Source organism: Actinobaculum sp. oral taxon 183 str. F0552, from assembly GCF_000466165.1.
In the GTDB taxonomy this organism is placed as follows: Bacteria; Actinomycetota; Actinomycetes; order Actinomycetales; family Actinomycetaceae; genus Peptidiphaga.
The window spans coordinates 1-22,168 of record NZ_KE951410.1 but is presented as its reverse complement, the minus strand read 5'-3'; the positions used below and the strand labels follow the sequence as shown (position 1 = coordinate 22,168).

The 22,168-nt window shown below is 68.9% G+C and carries 20 protein-coding genes; 12 read left to right on the top strand and 8 right to left on the bottom strand.

What is annotated here, in order from left to right:
- The first annotated feature begins 2 nt into the window (after positions 1-2).
- From narI to moaC, 5 genes are all read left to right on the top strand, one after another.
- Positions 3-722 (top strand): respiratory nitrate reductase subunit gamma, encoded by a 720-nt coding sequence (narI, locus tag HMPREF0043_RS02095; RefSeq protein WP_021601161.1) that lies wholly within the window; start codon positions 3-5, stop codon positions 720-722.
- A gap of 172 nt (positions 723-894) precedes the next feature.
- Positions 895-1,875 (top strand): MoaD/ThiS family protein, encoded by a 981-nt coding sequence (locus HMPREF0043_RS02090; RefSeq protein ID WP_021601159.1) that lies wholly within the window; start codon positions 895-897, stop codon positions 1,873-1,875.
- A complete protein-coding gene (locus HMPREF0043_RS02085) occupies positions 1,876-2,307 on the top strand; it encodes a molybdenum cofactor biosynthesis protein MoaE (protein WP_021601158.1) in 432 nt (143 codons plus the stop codon). It abuts the gene before it with no gap.
- A 78-nt stretch (positions 2,308-2,385) separates the two neighbouring features.
- On the top strand, positions 2,386-3,618 hold the full coding sequence (locus tag HMPREF0043_RS02080; protein WP_040317647.1) for a molybdopterin molybdotransferase MoeA: 1,233 nt from the start codon (positions 2,386-2,388) through the stop codon (positions 3,616-3,618).
- A 64-nt stretch (positions 3,619-3,682) separates the two neighbouring features.
- A complete protein-coding gene (gene moaC / locus HMPREF0043_RS02075; RefSeq protein ID WP_021601156.1) occupies positions 3,683-4,192 on the top strand; it encodes a cyclic pyranopterin monophosphate synthase MoaC in 510 nt (169 codons plus the stop codon).
- 375 nt (positions 4,193-4,567) lie between these two features.
- Here moaC and groES read toward each other — a convergent pair whose 3' ends face one another.
- Entirely contained in the window at positions 4,568-4,864 is a 297-nt protein-coding gene (gene groES, locus HMPREF0043_RS02070) for a co-chaperone GroES (protein ID WP_021601155.1), read from the bottom strand.
- A gap of 194 nt (positions 4,865-5,058) precedes the next feature.
- Between groES and HMPREF0043_RS02065 the strand changes: the two genes are divergently transcribed.
- On the top strand, positions 5,059-6,282 hold the full coding sequence (locus HMPREF0043_RS02065; protein ID WP_021601154.1) for a class I SAM-dependent methyltransferase: 1,224 nt from the start codon (positions 5,059-5,061) through the stop codon (positions 6,280-6,282).
- 72 nt (positions 6,283-6,354) lie between these two features.
- On the opposite strand, the gene tsaD is transcribed toward HMPREF0043_RS02065, so the two are convergent.
- On the bottom strand, positions 6,355-7,395 hold the full coding sequence (gene tsaD, locus HMPREF0043_RS02060; protein ID WP_021601153.1) for a tRNA (adenosine(37)-N6)-threonylcarbamoyltransferase complex transferase subunit TsaD: 1,041 nt from the start codon (positions 7,393-7,395) through the stop codon (positions 6,355-6,357).
- A gap of 248 nt (positions 7,396-7,643) precedes the next feature.
- On the opposite strand from tsaD, the gene HMPREF0043_RS02055 reads away from it, so the two are divergent.
- The 6 genes from HMPREF0043_RS02055 to HMPREF0043_RS02030 all read left to right on the top strand — a co-directional run bounded on the left by HMPREF0043_RS02055 (position 7,644) and on the right by HMPREF0043_RS02030 (position 15,948).
- Complete coding sequence (locus HMPREF0043_RS02055) at positions 7,644-8,825, top strand: acyl-CoA dehydrogenase family protein (protein WP_040317646.1); 1,182 nt, start codon at positions 7,644-7,646, stop codon at positions 8,823-8,825.
- 58 nt (positions 8,826-8,883) lie between these two features.
- A complete protein-coding gene (locus tag HMPREF0043_RS02050) occupies positions 8,884-10,107 on the top strand; it encodes a CaiB/BaiF CoA transferase family protein (RefSeq protein WP_021601151.1) in 1,224 nt (407 codons plus the stop codon).
- 115 nt (positions 10,108-10,222) lie between these two features.
- Entirely contained in the window at positions 10,223-11,437 is a 1,215-nt protein-coding gene (locus HMPREF0043_RS02045) for an MFS transporter (RefSeq protein WP_021601150.1), read from the top strand.
- A gap of 55 nt (positions 11,438-11,492) precedes the next feature.
- Positions 11,493-12,941, top strand: coding sequence for an MFS transporter (locus HMPREF0043_RS02040; protein WP_051317397.1), 1,449 nt, complete (start codon positions 11,493-11,495; stop codon positions 12,939-12,941).
- Positions 12,938-14,089, top strand: coding sequence for an acyl-CoA dehydrogenase family protein (locus HMPREF0043_RS02035; RefSeq protein WP_021601148.1), 1,152 nt, complete (start codon positions 12,938-12,940; stop codon positions 14,087-14,089). The genes HMPREF0043_RS02040 and HMPREF0043_RS02035 overlap by 4 nt, the downstream gene beginning before the upstream one ends.
- Positions 14,086-15,948, top strand: a complete 1,863-nt coding sequence (locus HMPREF0043_RS02030) for an AMP-binding protein (RefSeq protein ID WP_021601147.1) — start codon at positions 14,086-14,088, stop codon at positions 15,946-15,948. Before HMPREF0043_RS02035 ends, HMPREF0043_RS02030 begins: the two co-directional genes overlap by 4 nt.
- A 223-nt stretch (positions 15,949-16,171) precedes the next feature.
- Here HMPREF0043_RS02030 and HMPREF0043_RS02025 read toward each other — a convergent pair whose 3' ends face one another.
- The 6 genes from HMPREF0043_RS02025 to HMPREF0043_RS02000 form a co-directional block, all read right to left on the bottom strand.
- A complete protein-coding gene (locus HMPREF0043_RS02025; protein ID WP_021601146.1) occupies positions 16,172-16,852 on the bottom strand; it encodes a TetR/AcrR family transcriptional regulator in 681 nt (226 codons plus the stop codon).
- Between the two features lie 75 nt (positions 16,853-16,927).
- Positions 16,928-17,953 (bottom strand): FAD-dependent oxidoreductase, encoded by a 1,026-nt coding sequence (locus HMPREF0043_RS10075; RefSeq protein WP_084432038.1) that lies wholly within the window; start codon positions 17,951-17,953, stop codon positions 16,928-16,930.
- 92 nt (positions 17,954-18,045) lie between these two features.
- The gene (locus HMPREF0043_RS02015) at positions 18,046-18,798 is read right to left on the bottom strand and encodes a succinate dehydrogenase/fumarate reductase iron-sulfur subunit (protein ID WP_021601144.1); all 753 of its coding nucleotides are present in this window, start codon (positions 18,796-18,798) and stop codon (positions 18,046-18,048) included.
- Positions 18,795-20,753: a fumarate reductase/succinate dehydrogenase flavoprotein subunit gene (locus tag HMPREF0043_RS02010; protein WP_021601143.1), complete on the bottom strand. Its 1,959-nt coding sequence runs from the start codon at positions 20,751-20,753 to the stop codon at positions 18,795-18,797. The genes HMPREF0043_RS02015 and HMPREF0043_RS02010 overlap by 4 nt, the downstream gene beginning before the upstream one ends.
- Before the next feature lie 12 nt (positions 20,754-20,765).
- Positions 20,766-21,482: a succinate dehydrogenase cytochrome b subunit gene (locus tag HMPREF0043_RS02005; RefSeq protein WP_021601142.1), complete on the bottom strand. Its 717-nt coding sequence runs from the start codon at positions 21,480-21,482 to the stop codon at positions 20,766-20,768.
- 236 nt (positions 21,483-21,718) lie between these two features.
- On the bottom strand, positions 21,719-22,168 hold a 450-nt coding region (locus tag HMPREF0043_RS02000; RefSeq protein ID WP_021601141.1), incomplete at its 5' end, for a GNAT family N-acetyltransferase.

Sequence of the window (22,168 nt, the reverse complement as noted above, 5' to 3'; positions counted from 1 at the left end):
CGATGACGACTCTCGACACCTTCCTGTGGGTCATCCTCCCCTATCTGTCCATCGCGATCATGGCCGTCGGGCTCGTGTGGCGCTACCGGACCGACCAGTTCGGCTGGACGAGCCGCTCCTCGGAGTGGAACGAGAATCGCATCCTGCGCTGGTCCTCTCCCCTCTTCCACATCGGGATCCTCTGTGTGGCGGGCGGGCACGTCGTGGGCCTGGCCGTGCCCAAGTCCTGGACGCAGGCCGCCGGCGTCTCCCAGCACATGTACCACCTGGGGGCGACCGGTCTGGGGTCCCTGGCCGCCTTGGCGACGATCACCGGGCTCGCGGGCCTCATCTGGCGGCGCGTCGTGGTCAAGTCCGTACGCCTGGCCACGAGCCGCATGGACATCGTCACCTACGCGATGCTGTGCCTGCCCATCGGGCTGGGGACATGGGCGACCGTGAGCTCGCAGGTCCTGGGAGGGCACGAAGGGTACGACTATCGCGAGACCGTCTCGGTGTGGTTCCGCTCGATTCCGGCGCTGCACCCGCGCCCCGAACTCATGCTCGACGTTCCCATGCCGTTCAAGCTGCACATCGTGGCGGGCATGCTCCTGTTCTGCATCTGGCCTTTCACGCGTCTCGTCCACGCCGTGTCGGCGCCCGTCGGCTACGTCACCCGCCCGCACATCGTCTACCGGTCGCGCGACCGCAGGAAGCCGACGTCCAAACCCCGCGGCTGGTGAGACGGCGGTGCGCGGCCTTCGCGCCTCCTTCGACGCGTGCGCATCGTCCGCGGACCGCGGCCGTCCGACCGGGCCGTCGGCTTCCGCGGAGCATCGGGCGAAGCCCGGCGCACGGCAGGCAGTACAATCGTTCGTCGTACAGACGCGCGTCTGACTCTGAGGAGGTGAGCGCATGCAGCGGGGGCATCCGGGGGATCTGCAATCGGTTCTGACGACGGTCGCCTCGCTGACATCCGCCCAGCATGCGCTGCTCAGCCAGATCTCCCGGCACTCCTCGCCCGTGACCGTCACGGAGCTAGCCGAGGAGAACGGGCATCACGTCTCCTCCGTCCGCGAGACGCTGGAGGCCCTGTACGCCTTGGGGCTCGTCACCCGCGAGCAGATGCCGATCAGCGGCCGCGGACGCCCCGCGCACGGGTACATCACGTACACGCCGACGGATCCGGCCTTTCCCGCCCGAATGCTCGAACAGGCCACGCAGGCGGTCTTCTCCTGGCTGCGCGAATCGGCCGACGACCCGAAGGCGGCCGCCTTCGGGATCGGTGCGCACTGGGCCGACGCCGCCTTGAAGATGAACCGCGTCCCCGACCATGCGACGAGCGCCTTCCGCCCCGGCTTCCGCCTGGTCGACCACATGGACAAGATCCGGCTCTTCCTGACCGCCATGGGCTTCGCCGCGGCGGCCCACCCCGAGGAGGCGACATCCCTCGTCCTGGGAGCCTGCCCCTACACGGACCCCGACGACCCCGATCCGCTCGCGCTGGAGCTGCGGCGCGGCGTCGTCGAGCGGATCCTGGAGCGCACGTCGGCCGGAAAGGCGGACGTCGCCTACCTCCCCGATCCGGCGAACCCCGTGCGCGTCCTCGTCAGACTCACCGAGCGGGACGAGCCGGGGAGGCGTCCGCGGCCCACGCGCGTGCGGTTCTTCGGCGGCGCCGAGGAGGCCGCGGAGGCCGCCGTGATCGACGTCGACCCAGACGAGACTCCCGCCACGCTCGGCGAGCTCCTCGCCGAGCTCTCCGCGCGGCGTCCACGGCTGGCCGCGGTACTCGACGTCTCGAGCTTCATCGTCGACCACAGGACGGCGACCCGTCGCACGCCGCTGCACGCGGGCGCCGACGTCGAAGTGCTGCCGCCTTTCTCAGGAGGGTAGATGATCAACGTCGTCCACACGGGCATCGTGTCCGCACCTCTCGACGCGGCCGCCATCCACGCCGCGGTCCACGACGAGCGGTGCGGCGCCACCGCCGTATTCCTCGGGACGATCCGCGAACGGACCGGCTCGGTCCCCGTCGTCGCCCTCGAGTACACCGCGCATCCCAGCGCCCCGAACATCCTGCGCGACATCGCCGAGGGCCTGACCAGGCGGCAGGGCGTTCACCGGATCGAGGCCTGGCACCGGACGGGCCGCCTCCAAGTCGGCGAAGTGGCCATGATCGTGGCCGTCGCCGCCGAACACCGATCGCAGGCCTTCGCCGCCGCGCAGGCCCTGGTCGACGAAGTCAAGGCCCGCCTGCCCGTGTGGAAGAAGCAGATCCACGCGGACGGGACCCACAGCTGGTCGGGCTTGGAGAATGCTCGCTAGAAGACGCGTCGGCCGCAGGGGGCGCATTGATAGAATCGGGCGGCCCAACCCTCGTCACCCGACGGCAAGGAGCGCAACATGTCCCCGTCTTTGAGCCCCGACGAACACCGGAGACTGGTCGAATCCCTCGGACGCACGCTCGCCCCCCGCGCCGTCCCGCTGTCGCGAGCGCTCGGATGCGTCCTGGCCGAACCGCTCGCAGCGCGGCTTCCCGTTCCCCCCTTCACGAACTCGGCGATGGACGGCTTCGCCGTGCACGCGTCCGATCTCGCCGAGCTTCCGGCGACGCTCCCCGTCGCAGGGGACATCCCGGCCGGCGACGCGGGCGGACACGCGGTGGCTCCGGGAACCGCGTGGAGGATCATGACGGGCGCGCCCATGCCCTCCGGCGCGGACACCGTCGTCAAGGTGGAGATGACCGACCATGCGCCGCACGTGACCGAGCCGCCCGGCCGGGTGACGATCCGTCGGGCGCCCGCTCCGGGGGCGAACGTCCGCCACGCCGGCGAGGACGTCGAGCCGGGAGCGCCCGTTCTCCCCGCGGGGGTCGTGCTCGGCGCCGCCGCTCTGTCGGCGGCCGCGTCCGTCGGCTACTCGCTGCTGCCGGTCGTCCCCCGTCCGCGAGTCGGGATCGTCACGGCGGGCTCCGAGCTCGCCGATCCCGGGGCCCGCCTCGGCGACGGCGAGATCCCCGACTCGAACTCGGTCCTCCTTTGCGGCCTCGTCGAGGCCGCCGGGGGGATCGTCGCAGCTCGCGTCCGATCCGCCGACGCCCCGGAGGCCCTCTTGGCGTCGCTGGCCGGTTGGCCGGAACTGGACGTCGTCATCACCGCGGGCGGGATCTCCGCGGGAGCCTACGAGGTCGTGCGGCAGGCCCTCGCCTCTGCCGCGATGCGCTTCCACCGCGTCGCCCAGCAGCCGGGCGGCCCGCAGGGCGTGGGAACCGTGTCCCTGCGCGGCCGAGGCGTCCCCGCCCTGTGCCTTCCGGGCAATCCGGTCAGCGTCTTCGTCAGCTTCCACGTCTACGCCGCCGGGCTGCTCGCGATGCTGGCGGGGAAGGCGTCCTGTGCGGCGCCGAGACGGCTCGAGGCCGTCGCAGGCGTAGGCTGGGCGTCACCGGCCGGGAAGGCGCAGTTCATGCCGGTGGTTTACGACGGAGGATCCGTCCGTCCCGTCCATCGGCTCGGGTCGAGTTCGCACTTGGCGGCGTCCGTCGCCCTCGCCGATGGCCTGGCCGTCGTCGACGCCGACGTCACGCGGGTCGCCCCCGGAGACCGCGTCGGCTTCCTGCCGACCCGCCTCGACCGTTGACCTCCGTCCCTCGGCGTCTGCGACGAGCCTCCGGGAGGCGTTCCGCCCTCACACGGGAGAATCCATGGATCTGACTCATCTGCGCTCCGACGGCACCGCGTTCATGGTGGACGTGACGGCCAAAGAGCCCACGGTCCGCCAGGCGACGGCCGTCGGCCGCGTCGACTGCTCGCCGAATGTCCTGCGATGCCTGCGGGAGGGGACCGTGCCGAAGGGCGACGTGCTGGCGGTGGCGCGGATCGCGGGGATCCAGGCCGCCAAGCGGACCCCCGACCTGCTGCCGCTCGCCCATGTCGTCGGCGTTCACGGCTGCGAGGTGGACGTGGAGGCGAAGGCCGACCACGTCGCGATTCGCGCGACGGTTCGCACGGCCGACCGCACCGGCGTCGAGATGGAGGCGTTGACGGCGGTGACCGTGGCGGCGCTGGCCGTCGTGGACATGGTCAAGGGCGTCGACCGGTCCGCCGTCATCCGAGAGGCGATGATCGTGCGGAAGTCCGGCGGACGCTCCGGCGTCTGGGTCCGGGGGGACGGAGGAGACCGGGAAGGCCAGAAGCCGGGCGACGCCGGCTGACCCGCACCGCCCGGCATGCGGACGCCGAAGGCGGCGCACAGGGAGGGCTGTCTGGAACGACGCGCGCCCGCGCAGGCTGGGCTCCGAGCGTGGGAGACACGGACGCAGGCCTCCGGTGCGGACCTCGCGCGATGCGGGCACGGGACGCGCGAACCCGGCCGGCAATGCGGACCGGACCTTGTGCGAAGAGAAGGGGGGGCTTGTGCGAAGAGGGGCCGTGAGCAGCCCAGGGCCGCGTCAGCCATGACACCGCCCTCCAGCGGGGTGGCGAGAGCAGCCCTCGGGGCCGGGCCGCGCATGCGGGAAGAGGGGCGGCGTCCCATCGTGGGACGCCGCCCCTCTCCGCGTACTCCGGCGGGTCGCTTTACCTCGCCGTCACTTCTCGACGACCGCGAGAACGTCGCGCGAGGACAGGATAATGTACTCGTCCGCCCCGTACTTGATCTCGGTGCCGCCGTACTTGGAGTAGATGACGACGTCGCCGACCTTGACGTCGACCGGGACGCGGCTGCCGTTGTCGTCAACGCGGCCCGGACCGACGGCGAGCACCTTGCCCTCCTGCGGCTTCTCCTTCGCGGTGTCCGGCAGGACAAGGCCGGAGGCCGTCGTGGTTTCTGCTTCCAGCTGCTGGATCACGATGCGATCCTCAAGCGGCTTGATGGAGACCGACACTGCGGATCCCCCTTCTTCAACTCGTGCTGTAGTGATGGAACGCCTGGCCGCGGGACCCGCCGTCGCGGGGGCCGGGCCCGAACCGGGCACGCGCAGCTTTCGCTGCGTCTGACAAGAGATTAGCACTCGCAGGGTTCGAGTGCCAGCTCTACGCTGAGGGCGTGACGGACGGCGAGTCGTGTGAGACTTGGTGCATGGACACCGCCGATTCCCCGGGCTTCGACGCCGAGTCGAGGGAGCTCGCCGTCGCGCGCTGGCTGATCGGCGCCGGCGGGCGGGCCGTCGTCGACGCGCTTCCCCGGTACCGCCGCGAAGAGGCTCTCGCTCTCGCGGCGAGGCTGCGCGCGGAGGGGCTCGACGCGGATCGAACGGCCGCCGCGCTCACTCTGTCGCGGCTGCGAACCCGGGCCACGGCCACATTCGGCGAGCGCGCGGGCTCGATGTTCTTCACCGCCGCCGGCTACGAACAGGCCACGCGGCTGAGCGTGGGCGCCCTGCACGCGGAGCGCTTCCTCGCCGCGGGCGCGAGGCGGATCGTGGATTTCGGCTGCGGAGTCGGCGCGAACTCGCTCGCCTTCTGCCTCGCGGGCCTGGACGTGACGGCGATCGAAGTCGACCCCGTCGCCGCCCTCTACGCCGCGGCGAACGCGCCCCGGGCGGCGGTCGTCTGCGTGGACGGCCTGGCGACCCGGCTCCCCGAGGCGGACGGGATATGGCTCGATCCGTCCAGGCGGACCGGGGACGGCCGCCGGATAGCCTCCCCGGAGGGCTGGGCCCCGCCGCTGTCCCGCGCCCTGAGCATAGCCGGGGGCTTCCCCGTGGCGGGGATCAAGGCGGCGCCGGGCATTGCGCACGACGCGCTCCCAGCCGGCGCCCTCGTCGAATGGGTCAGCGAGGCCGGCCAGCTGCTCGAGGCGGTCGTCTGGCTCGGCGTGGGCGCGGGAAGGGCGGCGGTGGTCGACGGCGAGGCGTTCGACTCCGGCGCCAGCGCGGCGGACGAGCCGGTCTCCTTCGTCAAGCCGCGCGAGATCGGCCCGATCCTCCTGGAGCCGGACCCCGCCGTCATCCGCTCGGGCGGAATCGCCAGACTGTGCGAGCGCTACGGCGTGGCGCCCGTCTCCGGCGGCGTCGCCTACCTGTCGGGCGAGGCGACGCCGCCGCATTGTTCGGCCTTCGAGGTCCTCGACGTCCTCATCCCGGAGGTCAAGCGGATCAAGCGGGCCTTGGCCGCGCGAGGGATCGGGCGAGTGGAGGTCAAGAAACGCGGAACGGAGGTCGACGTCGCGGCGATGGCGAAGAAGCTCTCGCGCCGCGGCGGGGATCCCGGCGTCGTCGTGTTCTCGCCGGTCCTGGGCCGCGGCAGGGCGATCGTCGCGCGGCGAGTCGACGCCCCGAACGGCCCGCCGCGACGGGCCTGAGCACCGTGACGAAGCGGCGATCGCGCAATCGAGCCGCGTCTGCCGACGGGCCGGCCGCCTGGCGCACGGGCGTCACATGACGACGCGGTTCAAGTCCATTCCGGTGTCGACCGTGATGTCCAGGCCGGAGGGGGCGACGCCGCTTCGCACGAGCTCCCAGCCGAGTGAGGCGATCATCGCCCCGTTGTCGGTGCAGTACCGGATGGGGGGGATCCTGAGGGCCACGCCGGCCTTCGCGGCGCGCTCCGCGGCGAGCTCGCGCAGGCGCGAGTTGGCGGAGAAACCGCCGCCGATCACCAGGGCGTCGCAGTCGAACGCCTCGCAGGCGGCCAGGGCCTTGGCCGTCAGGACGTCGCAGATCGCCTCGGAGAAGCTCGCGGCCACGTCCTCCCCGTTCAGATCCTCGCCGCGTTCGGCCACGCCCTCGACGTAGCGCGCGACGGCCGTCTTCAGGCCCGAGAAGGAGAAGTCGTAGGGGTGGCGGGCCTTGTCCTTGCCCTGGGAGAGCCCGCGCGGGAACCGGATCGCCCGGCGATCGCCCGACCTCGCCAAGCGGTCGACGTGCGGGCCGCCGGGGTAGGGCAGCCCGAGCAGGCGTCCGACCTTGTCGAAGGCCTCGCCGGCGGCGTCGTCGAGGGTCCCGCCCAGTTCTTCGACGTCGGTCGCGATGTCCTCGACGCGAAGGATCGACGAGTGCCCTCCGGAGACGACGAGTCCGATGAAGCGGTCCGGGAAGGGCCCGTCGACGAGCTCGTCCACGCACAGGTGGCCGATGATGTGGTTGACGCCGTAGAGCGGCTTGCCCGCGGCGAGCGCGAGGGCCTTCGCGGCCGACACGCCGACGGTCAGGGAGCCGATCAGGCCGGGCCCTGCGGTGACGGCGATCGCATCGACGTCCTCCAGCGCGACGTCGGCGCGTTCGAGCGCCTCGTCCAGGGTGGGGACGAAGGCCTCCAGGTGGGCACGCGAGGCTATCTCGGGGATGATCCCGCCGTAGCGGGCGAATTCGTCCATCGACGTCGCGGTGACGTCCGCCAGGAGCTCCCCGTCGCGGACCACGGCGACGCCCGTCTCGTCACACGACGTCTCGATGCCCAGAACCGTAATGCTCACGTCCCACGAGTCTAGTCGACGGGAAAGCGCGACAGGGGCCCCGACGGGCGGAGGCTCCGGCCCTCGGCGGCGTCGACGCAAAGGACCTGCGTCCTAAGGCCTCGGCGCGATGCGGCGCTAGGTTTTGTACTGTTGAGTTAATTCCTTCCCCCTCTCGACAAGCCGCACGCATCGGCTCGAGACACCCGCCTTTCCGCGTACTTCCGCATACGCGGCCGATGCTCGACGCACCATCAAAGGAGATGCAGATGACCACCGAAAAGCCACGGTCCGACGAAGAATTCCAGCGCTATCTCATGGAGATCCGCGAACTCGCGCAGGGTCCCTTCGACGAGATGCAAGTGGAGATCGAGGTGACGAACAAGTTCCCCCAGGAGTTCTTCGACCTCGCCAACGAGCACAACCTCTACCGCTTCTATCTTCCCGAGAAGTACGGCGGCTGGGGCATGTCGACCCTTCAGATCATGAAGGTCCAGGAGGAGTTCTCCCGCGGTCCGGGCGGCATGCGGATGCACCTGCACCACGCCGCCGGCCTGAACTGGCGCATCATGGACGACTTCGCCCAGCCCGAGCTCAAGGAGTGGGCGATGCCCCGCTTCCAGGACAAGACCCTCTACGTCAACTTCGCGCTGACTGAGAAGGAGGCCGGCTCCGGCGCGGATATCAAGACCAACGCGGTGCGCGACGGCGGCGACTGGGTGATCAACGGAGAGAAGACCCTGATCTCCCACACCGACTGCTCCGACGGCACCTACCTCATCACTCTCACCGACCCCGAAGCCGAGAAGTCGAAGCGGCTGACGGCCTTCTTCGTGCCCGTGGACACCCCCGGATACGAAATTGTCGACATGCCCCACATGATGGGCTGCCGCGGCGCCGGCCACGCGGGCCTGCGCTTCACCGACTGCCGCGTCCCCGACGCCTACCGCCTGGGCGAAGTGGGCGAGGGCCTCCACGTGGCCATGTACTCCCTGGGCCTGTCCCGCGTGCACATCGCCGATTCGAACCTGGGAATGGCTCAGCGCATGCTGGAGATCTCCATCGCGCGCGCGAAGGACCGCGTCACCTTCGGCAAGCCGCTCGTCAGCCGCCAGGCCATCCAGACGATGATCGCCGAATCGGGCAAGTGGGTCTACATGCTGCGCTCGATGATCCACGACACCGCCGCGCGCTACGACGCCGGCGAGGACCCGATGACCCAGGCCTCCCTGTGCAAGCTCGCGTCCATCGACGGCGTCAAGGTCGTCTCCGACAATATGCTGGAGATCCTCGGCGGCATCGGATACTTCGAGGAATGCGAGTACGGGCCCGCCGAGAGGCTCTATCGCGATTGCCGCGCCATGTGGCTGGAGGAAGGCCCGCCGACCGTCCAGCGCACCACCGCATCGCGCGGGCTCATCGCCACGGGCGGGGACCTCTGGAACTCCTGACATTCCGCTCGGCCCCGGATTCCGGGGCCGAGCCCGCACCGCGAAGGAGCAGTGAAACATGAACCCCCTCAACGGCATCAAAGTCGTGGACATGACGGCCTTCCTGGCCGCCCCCACAGTGGCCCGCATCCTCGGGGAATGGGGCGCCGACGTCGTCAAAGTCGAGGCCCCCAAAGGGGATCCCGGGCGCAGGCAGGGCGCGGTGTTCGGAACGCCCTACACGGACGACGAGAACCTCGGCTTCGACATGTCGAACATGAACAAGCGCTTCGTCACGCTCGACCTGAGAGTCGATTCCGGGCGCGAGGTCATGGACCGCCTCTTGGCGGAGGCCGACGTCTTCTTGACGTCCACCCGCGTGAAGTCCCTGAAGAAGCTCGGCTACGACTTCGATTCCCTCCACGAGAAGTTCCCCCGCCTGGTCATGGCACAAGTCCTCGGGTTCGGGGCGAAGGGCCCCCTCAAGGACGCCGCCGGATTCGACATGACGGCATGCATGTCCCGCGGCGGCGTGCTGGGAACCACGGTCAACCGCGGCAGCCTTCCGATGATCCCGCCGAACGGCTACGGAGACTTCCAGGTCTCCTTCGTTTTGGCCTCGGGCATCCTCGCCGCGCTCGTGGCACGCGAGAAGAGCGGGAAAGGCGACTACGTGACGACGTCCCTCTTCCACTCCGGCGTGTTCATGCTCAACACCGCCATGGTGGCCGCGCAGTACGGAAGCGTCTACCCCAAGGACCGCCGGGAGGTCATCAACCCGTTCAACAACACCTACGTGGCCGGCGACGGGCTCATCATGACCCTGTGCGCGCCCGAGTACGACCGCGACTTCGACAAGGTGATGACCCTGATCGAACGCGAGGACCTCGTGGGCGACACGCGGTACAACGTCTGCGACGACATCAACGCCGAGGGTCTCAACGGGGAAGTCGTCGACATCCTCGACGAGGCCTTCGCCGAGCGCGACCGCAAGCACTGGCTCGACCTCTTCCGCGCCAACGACGTGCCGATCGAGGCGTGTCAGCTGCCCGCCGACGTCTACGAGGACGAACAAGCCTGGGCCAACGACGTCCTGAGGAAGGTCGCCTGCGCCTCGGGGGCGGAGCGGATGATCCCGACCAACCCCGTGCGCTTCCAGTCTCAGGGGGATCCCGAGCTGCGCCTGATCCGCGCCCAGGGATCGGACACCGAGGCCGTCCTCTCCGAACTCGGCTATCCGCCCGAACGCATCGAGGCCATCCTCTCCTCCGGCGGCGCCATCGCCGCCGCGCCGAGGAACTGACCCGATCCGCAATCCTCCGCGTCGGCCCCACGCAGGCGCCGTCGCGGAGGAACCGTACCAACCCACGCCGCGCGGTTCGACGCCGTTCCGCGCGACCACCCCCCTGGAGAGAACCATGCCTCCCCTCGCTTCCACGCAGTCCCAATCCGCGCCCGCGTCCTCCCGAAAGTACTGGACGACCGCGGGCCTGCTCTATCTGTCATACTTCGTCCTCGGCTTCTCGCTCTTCGCGCAAGCCCAGTTCAAACCCGCTCTGGCCGACCAATGGGGCACGAACACCGAAGGCGTCGCCAGCGCGATCGCATGGATGATGGTCGGCCGGCTTCTGGCCTATCCCTTCGCCGGCCCGATCGCCGACCGCGTCTCGCGCCGGGTGGGCGCCGTCATCGGAGCCTGCCTGCTGGCGGTGTCCTTCGTCGGAATCGTCTACGTCGGCGGTGCGGCCCTCGGCACGGTCATGTGCGTGGTCGCGGGCCTGGGCAACGGCTTCCTCGACCCGGCCGTCTACCCCGCGCTCTCGGAGATCTTCCCCAAGAAGGCCCACATCGCCAATCTGTTCCTCAAGTTCGCCATCCTCGTGGCGCAGTTCCTCCTCCCCCTGCTGATGAAGTGGACGGGAGGGGCCGACCGCGACGGCGGCTTCCGCGTCATCTACCTCGGCTTCACCGTGCTCGTGGTCGTCACGGTCGTCGGGCTCTTCTTCGCGCCCTTCCCGCCGAACGACTCCAAGGGGAAAGCGGACGGGCGCAAGCTCGCGCGAGTTCGAATCGACTCGACGATGATCATGCTCATGGTCCTCGGGGCGACGACGATCACGACCTTCACGCTGTGGGGCAACACGAACCAGGAGCTCGGCAAGTCCTACCACATGGCGGACCCGGCGATCACCCAGAGCTGGTACGCCGCAGGCGCCATGGTGGCCGTGCTCGTCTCCACCGGTCTGCTCACGCGGGTGCGAGCCACCCAGATCATCATCTTCTACCCGCTGATCTCGGCCGTGACCCTCCTGGCCGTCTTCTTCGTCCACCAGGCCTGGATCGTGCCGGTCGCCGGATTCATCATCGGATGGACGGCGGCGGGAGGGGTTCTGCAGCTGGTCGCCTCCACAGCCAACTCCCTCTTCCCGCAGGCCCGCGGGCTCATGACCTCGCTCGTCATGATCGCATCGGCCGTGGGCGGATTCGGCTTCCAACAGGCCGCCGCCGGATGGGTCAAGAGCGCACCGGGCAACGTCCTGCTGCTGAACGCCGCGGTCACGCTGGTCGGCGTCGTCCTCGCCGTCTTCGTCGACCGCTCCGAGAAAGCCCGGACCGACGCGTCAACCGACTGATCCACGGTCCCGGAGCGGACGACGCGCTCCGGGACACCCCACGGAGGTGATGCGCATGGCCGAACGAGACGGCCTCGCATGGGAGTCCTCGAACCAGGAGGCGGGGCGCAAGGCGGCGCTGTCGGGCGCACTCGGCTCGATGCTCGAGTTCTACGACTTCTTCATCTACACGCAGGCGGCGGCGCTCGTCTTCCCCACCGTCTTCTTCCCGGCGGACAATCGCACCCTGGCCATCGCCGCATCGCTCGGCACCTACGGCGTGGGATACGTCGCCCGACCCGTAGGGGCCTTCGTCCTCGGCGCGATCGGAGACCGCGCCGGAAGGCGATTCACGCTGATCCTGACGATGAGCCTCATGAGCGTCTCGACCTTCATCCTGGGTCTTCTGCCCGGATACGCGCAGATCGGCGCCGCCGCGCCCATCCTGCTGGTCGCGTGCCGGCTCGTGCAGGGGTTCGCCGTAGCCGGGGAGATATCCGGCTCGTCGACTCTCATCATCGAGCAGACCCCCGTGGGCATCCGCGGCCGGCGAGCCTCCGTCATCCTGCAGGGCACCCAATTCGGTCAGATCATCGCCGCGCTGATCTTCATCCCCCTGTCCGCCGTCCTGTCGACGAGGGACTTCCAGGCCTGGGGATGGCGCCTGCCCTTCCTCCTGTCGGCCGTCCTCGCCGCGGCCGGGTTCACAGCCCGCTTGGCCACGATCGAGTCCAAGCCGAAGGACTCGAAGGACATCGCCACGATCCGCGAAGTCTTCCGCACGACTCCCGGAACCGTCGCCCGCGTCTTCCTCATGGCGCTCATGAACATCATCCCGGTGACGACGACCGTCTTCGGGGCGACGCTGGCGACTCAGGAATCCTACGGGGTCGGCTGGTCGGCCAGAGACTACCTGTGGATTCCGGTCCTCGGCAACGTCGCGGCAGTGGCCGTCATCCCCTTCGCGGCGAACCTCTCCGACCGATTCGGGCGCCGGCCCCTCATGATCTGGGGCTCGCTGACCTCGGGGCTGCTGTCCTTCGCCTACCTGTGGGCAGTGACCACGGGGAGCACCTGGTTGGCGCTCGCCGTCAGCCTGATCATGTGGGGCTCCCTCTTCCAGGGGTACAACGCGGTCTTCCCCTCCTACTTCCCCGAGCTCTTCCCCGCCTCGACCCGGGTGACGGGCACGGCCATCGGGCAGAACATCGGCACGGCCGCCTCGTCGCTGATGGCGATGGTCTTCGTCGCCCTGTGCCCTCCCGGGACGTCGTCCACGGCCATCGTCCTGGTGGTCGGAAGCCTGACTCTGGCCATCACAGCCGTCTCCGCAGCGGCCGCGTGGCTCTCCCCCGAAACCTTCCGCATGCGTCCGAGCGATTTCGGAGACCCGCACGCATCCGCCATACCCGAGGAGGAGTATCGCACGATCCGCGACGAAAACCTCCGCTCGGCGTCGAAGGCGCGGCGAATGCGCAAAAACGCACCCCCTAACCACACGAGAATGCAGAGGAAACCGCAATGAACCCTTTTCTCACTGATGAACAGCAGCTCCTGCTCGACTCCGTCAGAGAGTTCGCCGAAAACGAGATCGCTCCGGGCCTGGCCCAAAGGGACAGAGACAGCCAGTGCGAGATCGAGGATTTCGCCCCGGCCTTCGAACTGGGACTCCACCTGCTGGAGCTGCCCGAAGAGTACGGCGGCTCCGGAATAGACTACAGAACCGGCGCGATGGTCTTCGAAGAGCTCGGCAAGGCCGACGCCGGGTATGCGATCACCCTCGTCTCGACCTTCGTCGCCTTCCGCAACGTCCTGCTCGCGGGAACGAAGGAGCAGGCTCGCCTCTTCGCCGACGCGATCGCCGACGGCGGCCTGGGCTGCTTCGCCATCACCGAGCCCGGCGCCGGCTCCGACGCCGCCGGAATCACCACGACAGCCGTGCGCGACGGCGACGAATACGTCCTCAACGGCCAGAAATGCTGGATCACCAACGGCGGCATCGCCGACATCTACCTGATCTCGGCGAAGACCGATCCGGATGCCGGGCACCGCGGGATCTCCACCTTCCTCGTCGAAGCCGACCGCGAAGGCCTCACCCACGGCAACCACGAGGACAAGATGGGACTGCGCACGTCCAACACCTGCGATCTGAGGCTGAACGGCGTGCGCGTCCCGGCCGACCACCTCGTGGGCGAGGAAGGGGACGGCTTCCGCATCGCGATGTCGGGGCTGGACGTCTCGCGCCCCTTCATGGCCACCATCGCCGTCGGGATGATGCAGAGGGCGCTCGACGAGGCCAGCGTCTACGCCCTGCAGCGCAAGCAGTTCGGCAAGCCCATCTTCGACTTCCAGTTGGTGCAGGACCTCCTGGCCCGCATGTCCGCCAAGACGGTGGCCTGCCGGGCGCTCGTCCAGCACACCATGGCCCTCGTCGACGCGGGGGCCAACGTCCAGAAGGAAGGCGCGATCACCAAGCAGTTCGTCACCGACGCGCTCCAAGAGGTCGTCTCCGACGCCATCCAGGTCATGGGCGGGAACGGGTACACCAAGCAGTATCCCGTCGAGAAGATCATGCGCGACGCCAAGGTCTTCCAGATCATGGAGGGCACGAACCAGATCCAGTCGATCGTCATCGCCAAGCAGCTCAGGAAAGAGTACGCGAGGTCGCTGTGACCGGAATCGACGCGCAGAGCGCCGGGCGCGAGGTCTGGCGGGAGAGGGGCCTGACCTCCGCCCCGCCAGACCTCCGGGCGCGCTTCCGATCCGAGGGGCGATGGGGCGATCACTGCCTGCTCGACTGGTGGGACCTCGCCGTGCGCGCCTGCCCGGACGAATGCGCCGTCGTCGACCGCAGCGGCGTCCGCTTCACCTACGCGGAAGCGGACGAGGCATCCTCCAGGCTCGCCGCGTGGATGCGGGGCAAGGGAATCGACCCCGGCGAGACGGTCGCCCTGCAGCTGCCGAACTGGGCGGAGTTCCTCCCCTTCCTCATCGCCGTGACGAAGCTCGGCGCCGTCGTCAATCCCCTCTCGCCCAACCTCAGACGGACCGAACTCGCCCACGCGATCGCCTCGTGCAGAACCCGCCTGGCCGTCATGCCCGCCCGCCACCGCGACACCGATTTCCATCGGCTCGCCGACGGCCTCCTCTCCGACGGCGATTGGCTGGAGACGGCGCTCCTCGTCCCCGACCGGGCCGACGGCGAACCGGGCGCCCACGCGGTTGAGACCGGCCGTTCCACCCGGGCCAGCTCTCCCGTTCAAACGGATGGACCCGCTCAAGCGGGCGGGTCCACGCAGGCCGGCCTTTCCGCCGAGGACGGGCGGCCCCGTCAGCCCGACCGTTTCGGCGGGACATCGAGGATCGAGCGCCTGCTCGAATCCCAGCCCCCGCTCCCCCGATCGCGATGGGTCCGATCCTCGGGAGACGACGTCGCGGCCGTCCTGTTCACCTCCGGCTCGGAGGCCCAGGCCAAGGGCGTCATGCTGACCCACAACAACCTCATCGCCTCCGAGTCGGCCTTCGCCCAGTCCCTCGGCATCGGGCCCGGCGACAGGATGCTCATGCCCGCTCCCCTCGGCCACGCCACCGGCTTCATGCACGGCGTCGTCATGCCGATGCTCACGAGGACGACGTCCATCCTGTGCGACACCCCCAGGCCGGGAGCCATGGCCGAGCTCGTCGCCCGCCATGGAGCGACGTGCGGCATGTCGGTCCCCTCCGTGATCGACGCGCTCCTGTGCGCGTGCGAGGGCGACCGCGGACGCCTGGCCACCGTGCGCCTCCTGTGCTGCGGCGGGTCGCCGGTGCCCCGCCGTCTCATGGAGCGCGCGAGGGGCCTGGGGGTCAGACTCCATTCCGTGTACGGGTCCACGGAGTCCGCGCCGCACACGATGACCACCGTCCTCGATTCCGACGAGAGGGTGCTGACGACCGACGGCCGCGCCTGCCCCGGGACGGAGATCCGCATCGTCGACCCCGCGACGCGCCGAACCCTGCCGCCGGGCGTCGAAGGAGAGGAGGCGTCCCGCGGGCCGGCGGTATTCTCCGGATACCTCGGGCAGCCCGACCTCACCGCGCGCGTCCTGGACGAGGACGGGTGGTATTACAGCGGGGACCTCGCCGTCGCCGACGAAGAGGGATACATTCGGATCACCGGGCGGATGAAGGACCTCATCATCCGGGGAGGCGAGAACATCAGCCCCTCCGAGGTGGAGCGGGCCCTCATGGACCACCCCTCGATCGCCGCGGCGGCGGCGATCGCCATTCCCGACGACGTCATGGGGCAGCGGGTCTACGCCTACCTCGTCGCCCGCGACGGCGAGGCCCCTCTCGACGTCGCCGACCTGCGCGGGTGGTTCGTCTCCCGGGGGATGGCGAAGTTCAAGATCCCCGAATTCGTCGAGTACCTCGACGAGATGCCCCTGACGAGCTCGGGGAAGACCGACAAAGCGACGCTGCGCCGTCGGCTCAGAGCCAGCCATCCCGAACGCTGGGACGACGCCGCATCCCTCCCGCAGAACGCCGGGTAGGCCGTCGCTTCGACAAGCCGCCGCTCTGGGACAACAGGCCGCCGGGGTTTCCTCCATGATGGACGGACCGGGCGGCAGTGGGGCTCTCCTTCCGAAGCGCGACGACGGGTACGGGCCGCCTCCGGCGGACGGGTCGCACAGCCGCGACGCCGTCTCTGCAGCGATCAGCCGTCTTTGCAGCGGGCACGGCGGCGGGCCGCTGACAGCGGACGCCCCCGGCGCGCTATGCGTCGCCGTCGGGGTCTGCGAGGACCAGGCGCAGGACCGTACACTCGATGAGTGAGCGGATGTGCTTCTCCTGCCCCCTCCCGAGCATGTCGCGATCGAAGGCGACCCGGAATGTGTACCGGTTCGAGGCGCGGTTGAGGATCAGGGCGGAGAGCACCTGGTGGACGTCGAGGGCCCCGGGGGCGTCGGGCCCGCTGCGGAACGCTCCGGATTCGCGTCCGCGTCTGAGGATGTCCTCCAGCGTGTCCAGCGCGCTGCGGTTGAGCTTCTTGAAGCCCTCTATGGATTCGGCGATCCGCCCGTGCATGATGAGGTTCTCCACCCCGACGATGCGGGCGAGGTCGGGGTGGCGTTCGTAGTGCCCGAGGGTGGTGCGCACGAGGGTCTTCAGAGCGTCGACGGGTTCGAGCTCGGCGAGTTTGAGCCGAGTCTCCAGGGAGCGAATGCGCAGGTAGTTCTCGTGCAGAACCGCCTTGTACAGGTTTTCCTTCGATCCGAAGTAGTAGTAGATCATCCTCTTCGAGGTGTTCGTCCCCCGAGCGATGTCGTCCATGCGGGCGCCGTCGAGTCCGTGTTCGGCGAATTCCTTCGCTGCGGCGTCGAGGATCTCCCTCTGCGTCAGATGGGGATCGCGACGGGAGTTCCACACGCGTCCGTCCACGGCTCGTTCCTCCATGGCTGCCTCCTCGATGTCGATTCGGGATCGGGCGCGGTCGAAGGGAATCGGAGTGTTCGTGAGCTGACTCCTCGCCTACCGTCGCGGCCGCAGGCTTCCCAACGCTCCACATAGGATACAGCGAAGGGCCTCGGTGACGTCCGGTCGGCCTCCTCCCGCAAGGGGAATCGCCGTCGACTGCCCCGAGCCCCCCGCGGATGCGCAATTCCGGGGATCGGCGTCGCCGCCTCCCTGGGCCTCCCGTCCGGCGCCGGCCAGGTATTCCGTGAGCGCCGCGGCCGCACGCGCCCCGCGCCCGATCGACACCGTCGCCGTGCGCCGCACACGCCCATCGGTGTGGATCGGCTGCCTCCACAGCGTGCGATCGGCGACGAGGGCGATGCAGGTCGAGGCCCCCGCAGCCCACACGACGCCGTCGACGCAAGAGAGAACGTCCTCGATCCTGCGGACCGCTCTGCCGGTTTCGACGTGCACGCCTAAAGCGAGGATCCCGGCGATTTCGCCGTCGAGGATTCGCTTGGGCAGACGCTCTTCGGAAATGCCGCGGCGCAGCATGCCGCCCATCCGATGCTGGGCCTCCACCAGGCAGACGTCGTGCCCGGAGCGTGCGAGCTGGTAGGCGGCCGACAGCCCGCACGGTCCGGAGCCGACGACCATGACGCTCGTTCCCAGCCGCGACGCCGGCACGCGAACCCGCCACCCGCGCTCCAGCGCGAGGTCGCCGATCCTCCTCTCGAGCTCCTTGACGCCCAGAGCTCGGCCTCTGCGGCCGAGCACGCAGGCCTCCTCGCAAGCCGCGTAGCAGATCCGCCCCATGCAGGACGGCAGCGGGTTGGCCGCCACGATGGCCTCCCACGAGGCGCGGAGGGCGGCCTCCGTTCCACCCCCGGCGGAGTAGAGCCACTCCCTGACCGGTTCGTGGGCAGCGCAGGAGGCGGCGCAGGGAGCTGGAAGCGGAACGCGAGGTCGAGGGCGCGCCGCCGGCGGGGCTCCCCGCATCCGGTCACGAGGCTCGCCCGGGCTCGGCGTCGCGTTCGCGATGGCGTTCATGGCCGGGCTCTCCGCGTCGCGAACCGGAGACCCTTCGGTAAAGGCCGCCATGTCTTCGATCGTACCCACGAACCGCCCGCGAGGGAACCGGATGGCGCCACTGGGAGGAGCCCGGCGGCGTCGGGCTGAAAGCCCCGAGACGGCTATCTCTTGCGGGCTTTGTGCCCGTAGGACTTGATGAGCTCGCGATTGAGCAGGGAGATGAGTTCGAAGGGGATCTCCTTCGGGCACACGCTGGCGCACGCGCCGACGTTGGTGCAGCCGCCGAAGCCCTCGTCGTCCTGCTGGGAGAGCATGTTGACCACGCGATCGCGCCGTTCCGGGCTGCCCTGCGGGAGCAGTCCCAGGTGCATGACCTTGGCGGAGGTGAAGAGCATGGCGGAGCCGTTCGGGCAGGCCGCCACGCACGCGCCGCAGCCGATGCAGGCCGCCGCCTCGAACGCGCGTTCCGCCTTGTCCTTAGGCACGAGCTGTGAGTGCGCTTCGGGAGCCGCCCCCGTGTTGACCGAGATGTAGCCCCCGGCCTGGACGATCCGGTCGAAGGCGGAGCGGTCGACCACGAGGTCCTTGATCACGGGGAATCCCGTTGACCGCCAGGGTTCGAGGGTGATCGTGTCGCCGTCCTTGAAGGTGCGCATGTGAAGCTGGCACGTGGTCGTGCGCTTCGGGCCGTGGGGGTCTCCGTTGATGACGATCCCGCACTGGCCGCAGATGCCCTCGCGGCAGTCCGAGTCGAAGGCGAGAGGCTCCTTGCCCTCGTCGAAGAGCTCTTCGTTGAGGACGTCGAGCATTTCGAGGAACGAGGCGTGCTCGTCCACGTTGTCTAGCGTGTGCGTCTCGAAGTGTCCCTTGTCGCTCGGGCCGTTCTGACGCCAAAACTCCAGGTTGATTCTCACTTGTAACTCCGCTGCTTCATGTGGACGAATTCGTAGTTGAGGTCCTCCTTGTGGAGGACGGGGGGCCGGCCGTCGCCTGTGAACTCCCAGGCGCCGACGTAGGCGAACTTGTCGTCGTGGCGCAGTGCCTCGCCTTCCTCGGTCTGGGACTCGACGCGGAAGTGACCGCCGCAGGATTCCTCGCGATGGAGGGCGTCGATGCACATGAGCTCGCCGAGCTCCAGGAAGTCCGCCACCCGGCCCGCCTTCTCCAGGGAGACGTTGAGCTCCTCCGCTCTGCCCGGGACTTTGACGTTCTTCCAGAAGTCCTCCCGAAGGGCCCGGATGTCGCGGATCGCTTCGCGCAGACCCGCCGCCTCGCGGGCCATTCCGCACTTCTCCCACATGATCGAGCCGAGCTTCTTGTGATAGTAGTCCACGGAATGGGTGCCGTCGAGGCTCATGAAATGCCTGATCCGGCCCTCGACCGAGTCGCGGGCCTCGCGCACCGCGGGGTCGTCCTCGCCGAGGGGTTCGAAGGGGCCGTCGGCCAGGTAGTCGTTGATCGTGTCGGGGATGACGAAGTACCCGTCGGCCAGCCCCTGCATGAGCGCCGAGGCGCCCAGACGGTTCGCGCCGTGATCCGAGAAGTTGGCCTCTCCGGTCACGTACAGGCCCGGAATCGAGGACTGCAGGTCGTAGTCCACCCACAGGCCGCCCATCGTGTAGTGGACGGCCGGGTAGATGCGCATCGGCACTTCGTACGGGTCATCGTCGGTGATCTGCTTGTACATGTCGAACAGATTGCCGTATTTCGCCGAGACGGCGGCCTTGCCCATGCGTTGGATGGCGTCGGAGAAGTCGAGGTAGACGCCGCGGGCGACGCCGTCGATCTTCGGCCCCACTCCCCTGCCTTCGTCGCACATGTTCTTCGCCTGGCGGGAGGCGATGTCGCGGGGCACGAGGTTGCCGAAGGAGGGGTAGATGCGCTCCAGATAGTAGTCGCGGTCCTCCTCGGGGATGTCGCGCGGATCCTTCTCGCAGTCCTCGGCCCTCTTGGGCACCCAGATACGGCCGTCGTTGCGCAGCGACTCGGACATCAGCGTGAGCTTGGACTGGTAGTCGCCGTGCTGCGGGATGCACGTCGGATGGATCTGCGTGTAGCACGGATTGGCGAAGTAGGCGCCCTTGCGGTACGCCCGCCAGATGGCCGAGCCATTGCACCCCATCGCGTTGGTCGACAGGAAGAAGACGTTGCCGTACCCGCCGGTCGCCAGGACGACGGCGTCGGCGATGTGGGTTTCGACCTCGCCGGTGACCATGTCGCGCGCGATGATGCCCCGAGATTTGCCGTCCTTGACGATGAGCTCCATCATCTCGTGCCGGCTGTAGCTCTCGACCGTCCCGGCCGCGACCTGGCGCTGAAGCGCCTGATAGGCGCCGATGAGCAGCTGCTGGCCCGTCTGGCCGCGGGCGTAGAAGGTGCGGGAGACCTGCACGCCGCCGAAGGAGCGGTTGTCCAGGTATCCGCCGTACTCCCGGGCGAAGGGGACCCCCTGTGCCACGCACTGGTCGATGATGTTGGCGCTGACCTCGGCCAGGCGGTAGACGTTAGACTCCCGGGCGCGGAAGTCGCCGCCCTTGATCGTGTCGTAGAAGAGCCTGTAAGTCGAATCGTTGTCGTTCTTGTAGTTCTTCGCCGCGTTGATGCCGCCCTGAGCGGCGATCGAGTGGGCGCGGCGCGCGGAGTCCTGGTAGAAGAACGCCTTGACGTTGTACCCCATCTCGCCCAGTGAAGCGGCCGCCGCCCCTCCCGCGAGGCCGGTGCCGACGACGATGACGGACAGCTTGCGGCGGTTGGCCGGGTTGACGAGCCGGGCCTCGAACTTGCGCTTCTCCCACTTGCCTTCCAGCGGGCCTGCGGGGGTCTTGGTGTCGGCGATCTTCACGCCTTCGGTGTAGAGAATCTCAGTCATGTGCCTGTCCCCTTACGAGATGAATCCAAACGCGATGGCGTACGGTGGCGCCAGGAAGCCGATGAGGAGCGCGAGGCCGCACAAGGCCGCGAGGCCCCTGAGGAAGGGCTGGGCGCCTGTGCGGGCGGCCCCCAGCGTCGCCAGCGCTGAGAATGCGCCGTGCCACACGTGAAAGGAGAGGAAGGCCACCGCGGCCGTGTAGACGACGAGTGCGGCCACCGACGCCCAGTTGTCGGGGGTGAAGGAGACGATCATGCGTTCGTAGGGCGTCAGAGCGTGGTAGTCGCCGCCGATCTGGATCGCCAGGGCGGTGAAGTGCAGGATGTGGAAGACGATGAAGATGAGCAGGAAGATGCCGCCGATCTTCATCGTTCGGGAAGCCAAGGGCACCTTCTTCTTGCTCCCCTTCGTGACCTTGTACTGGGATCCGCGCGCCCTACGGTTGCGCAGGAAGAGGCAGGCGGCGGCGCCCGCGTGGCCGAGCAGGAAGAGGAGGAGGCAGATCCGGAAGATCCAGATGAACCAGCCGTGGGGCAGGATCGGGTAGAGCAGATCGTGTTTGAGCCACTCAGCGTAGTGGTTGTACGATTCGGCGCCGAAGAACATCTTCAGGTTGCCGTACATGTGGAATAAGACGAAGATGACCAGCACGATCCCGCTGAAGGCCATGACGACTTTGAACCCCACCGTCGTCTGGAGGCCCCGCTTCTGCTTGAGTGAAGTATCCACACTTCGACTTTACCCGCTACAATTCGCGGTTCCCCAACCCGCTGGAAATATGGGAATAGATCCTTGCGAAATTAAGCGTTCCGACGGGATTCGGGCTCATCCCCCTGCGCCCAACGTCCCAGATCGACCAGGGCTCTGGGCAGCGCGGAGCCCTGGAGGCAGGCGAGATCGAAGAGCGACGCTTCCGGGCTCCGTACGGCGCGGGGCCCGGCCGCGCGGGCTCCGCGGATGCGCGCTCACCGCCGCACGTCCCGGCGCATGACGAGGGCGTCGTCGTCGCGGTAGTAGCGGCGGCGCAGTCCGACGGGGACGAACCCCCTGCCTTCGTACAGGGCCCGGGCCCCCTCGCTGCGGGAGCGCACTTCCAGGAACACCGTCTCGGCCCCCTCCCGGACGGCCGCCGAGACGAGCTCGTCGAGCAGTCTGCCTCCCAGCCCCCTCCCCCGCCAGGACTCGGCCACGCCGATGGTCAGGATCTCCGCCTCGGGCCCCGGGCTCACTCCCCCCAAGGCCAGGATGCCCGGAACCGCGGAGGCGTGCGGGCCGTCGCCGTCGACGAAGGCGAGGTAGACGCCCGCGGCGCCGTCGGAGAGCTCATGCCTCCACACGCTGGCCGGCCAGGCGTCCGGACCGAACACCCGGGCGTCGAAGGCGGCGGCCGCGCCCGCCCAGCCCGCCGGCGGGCG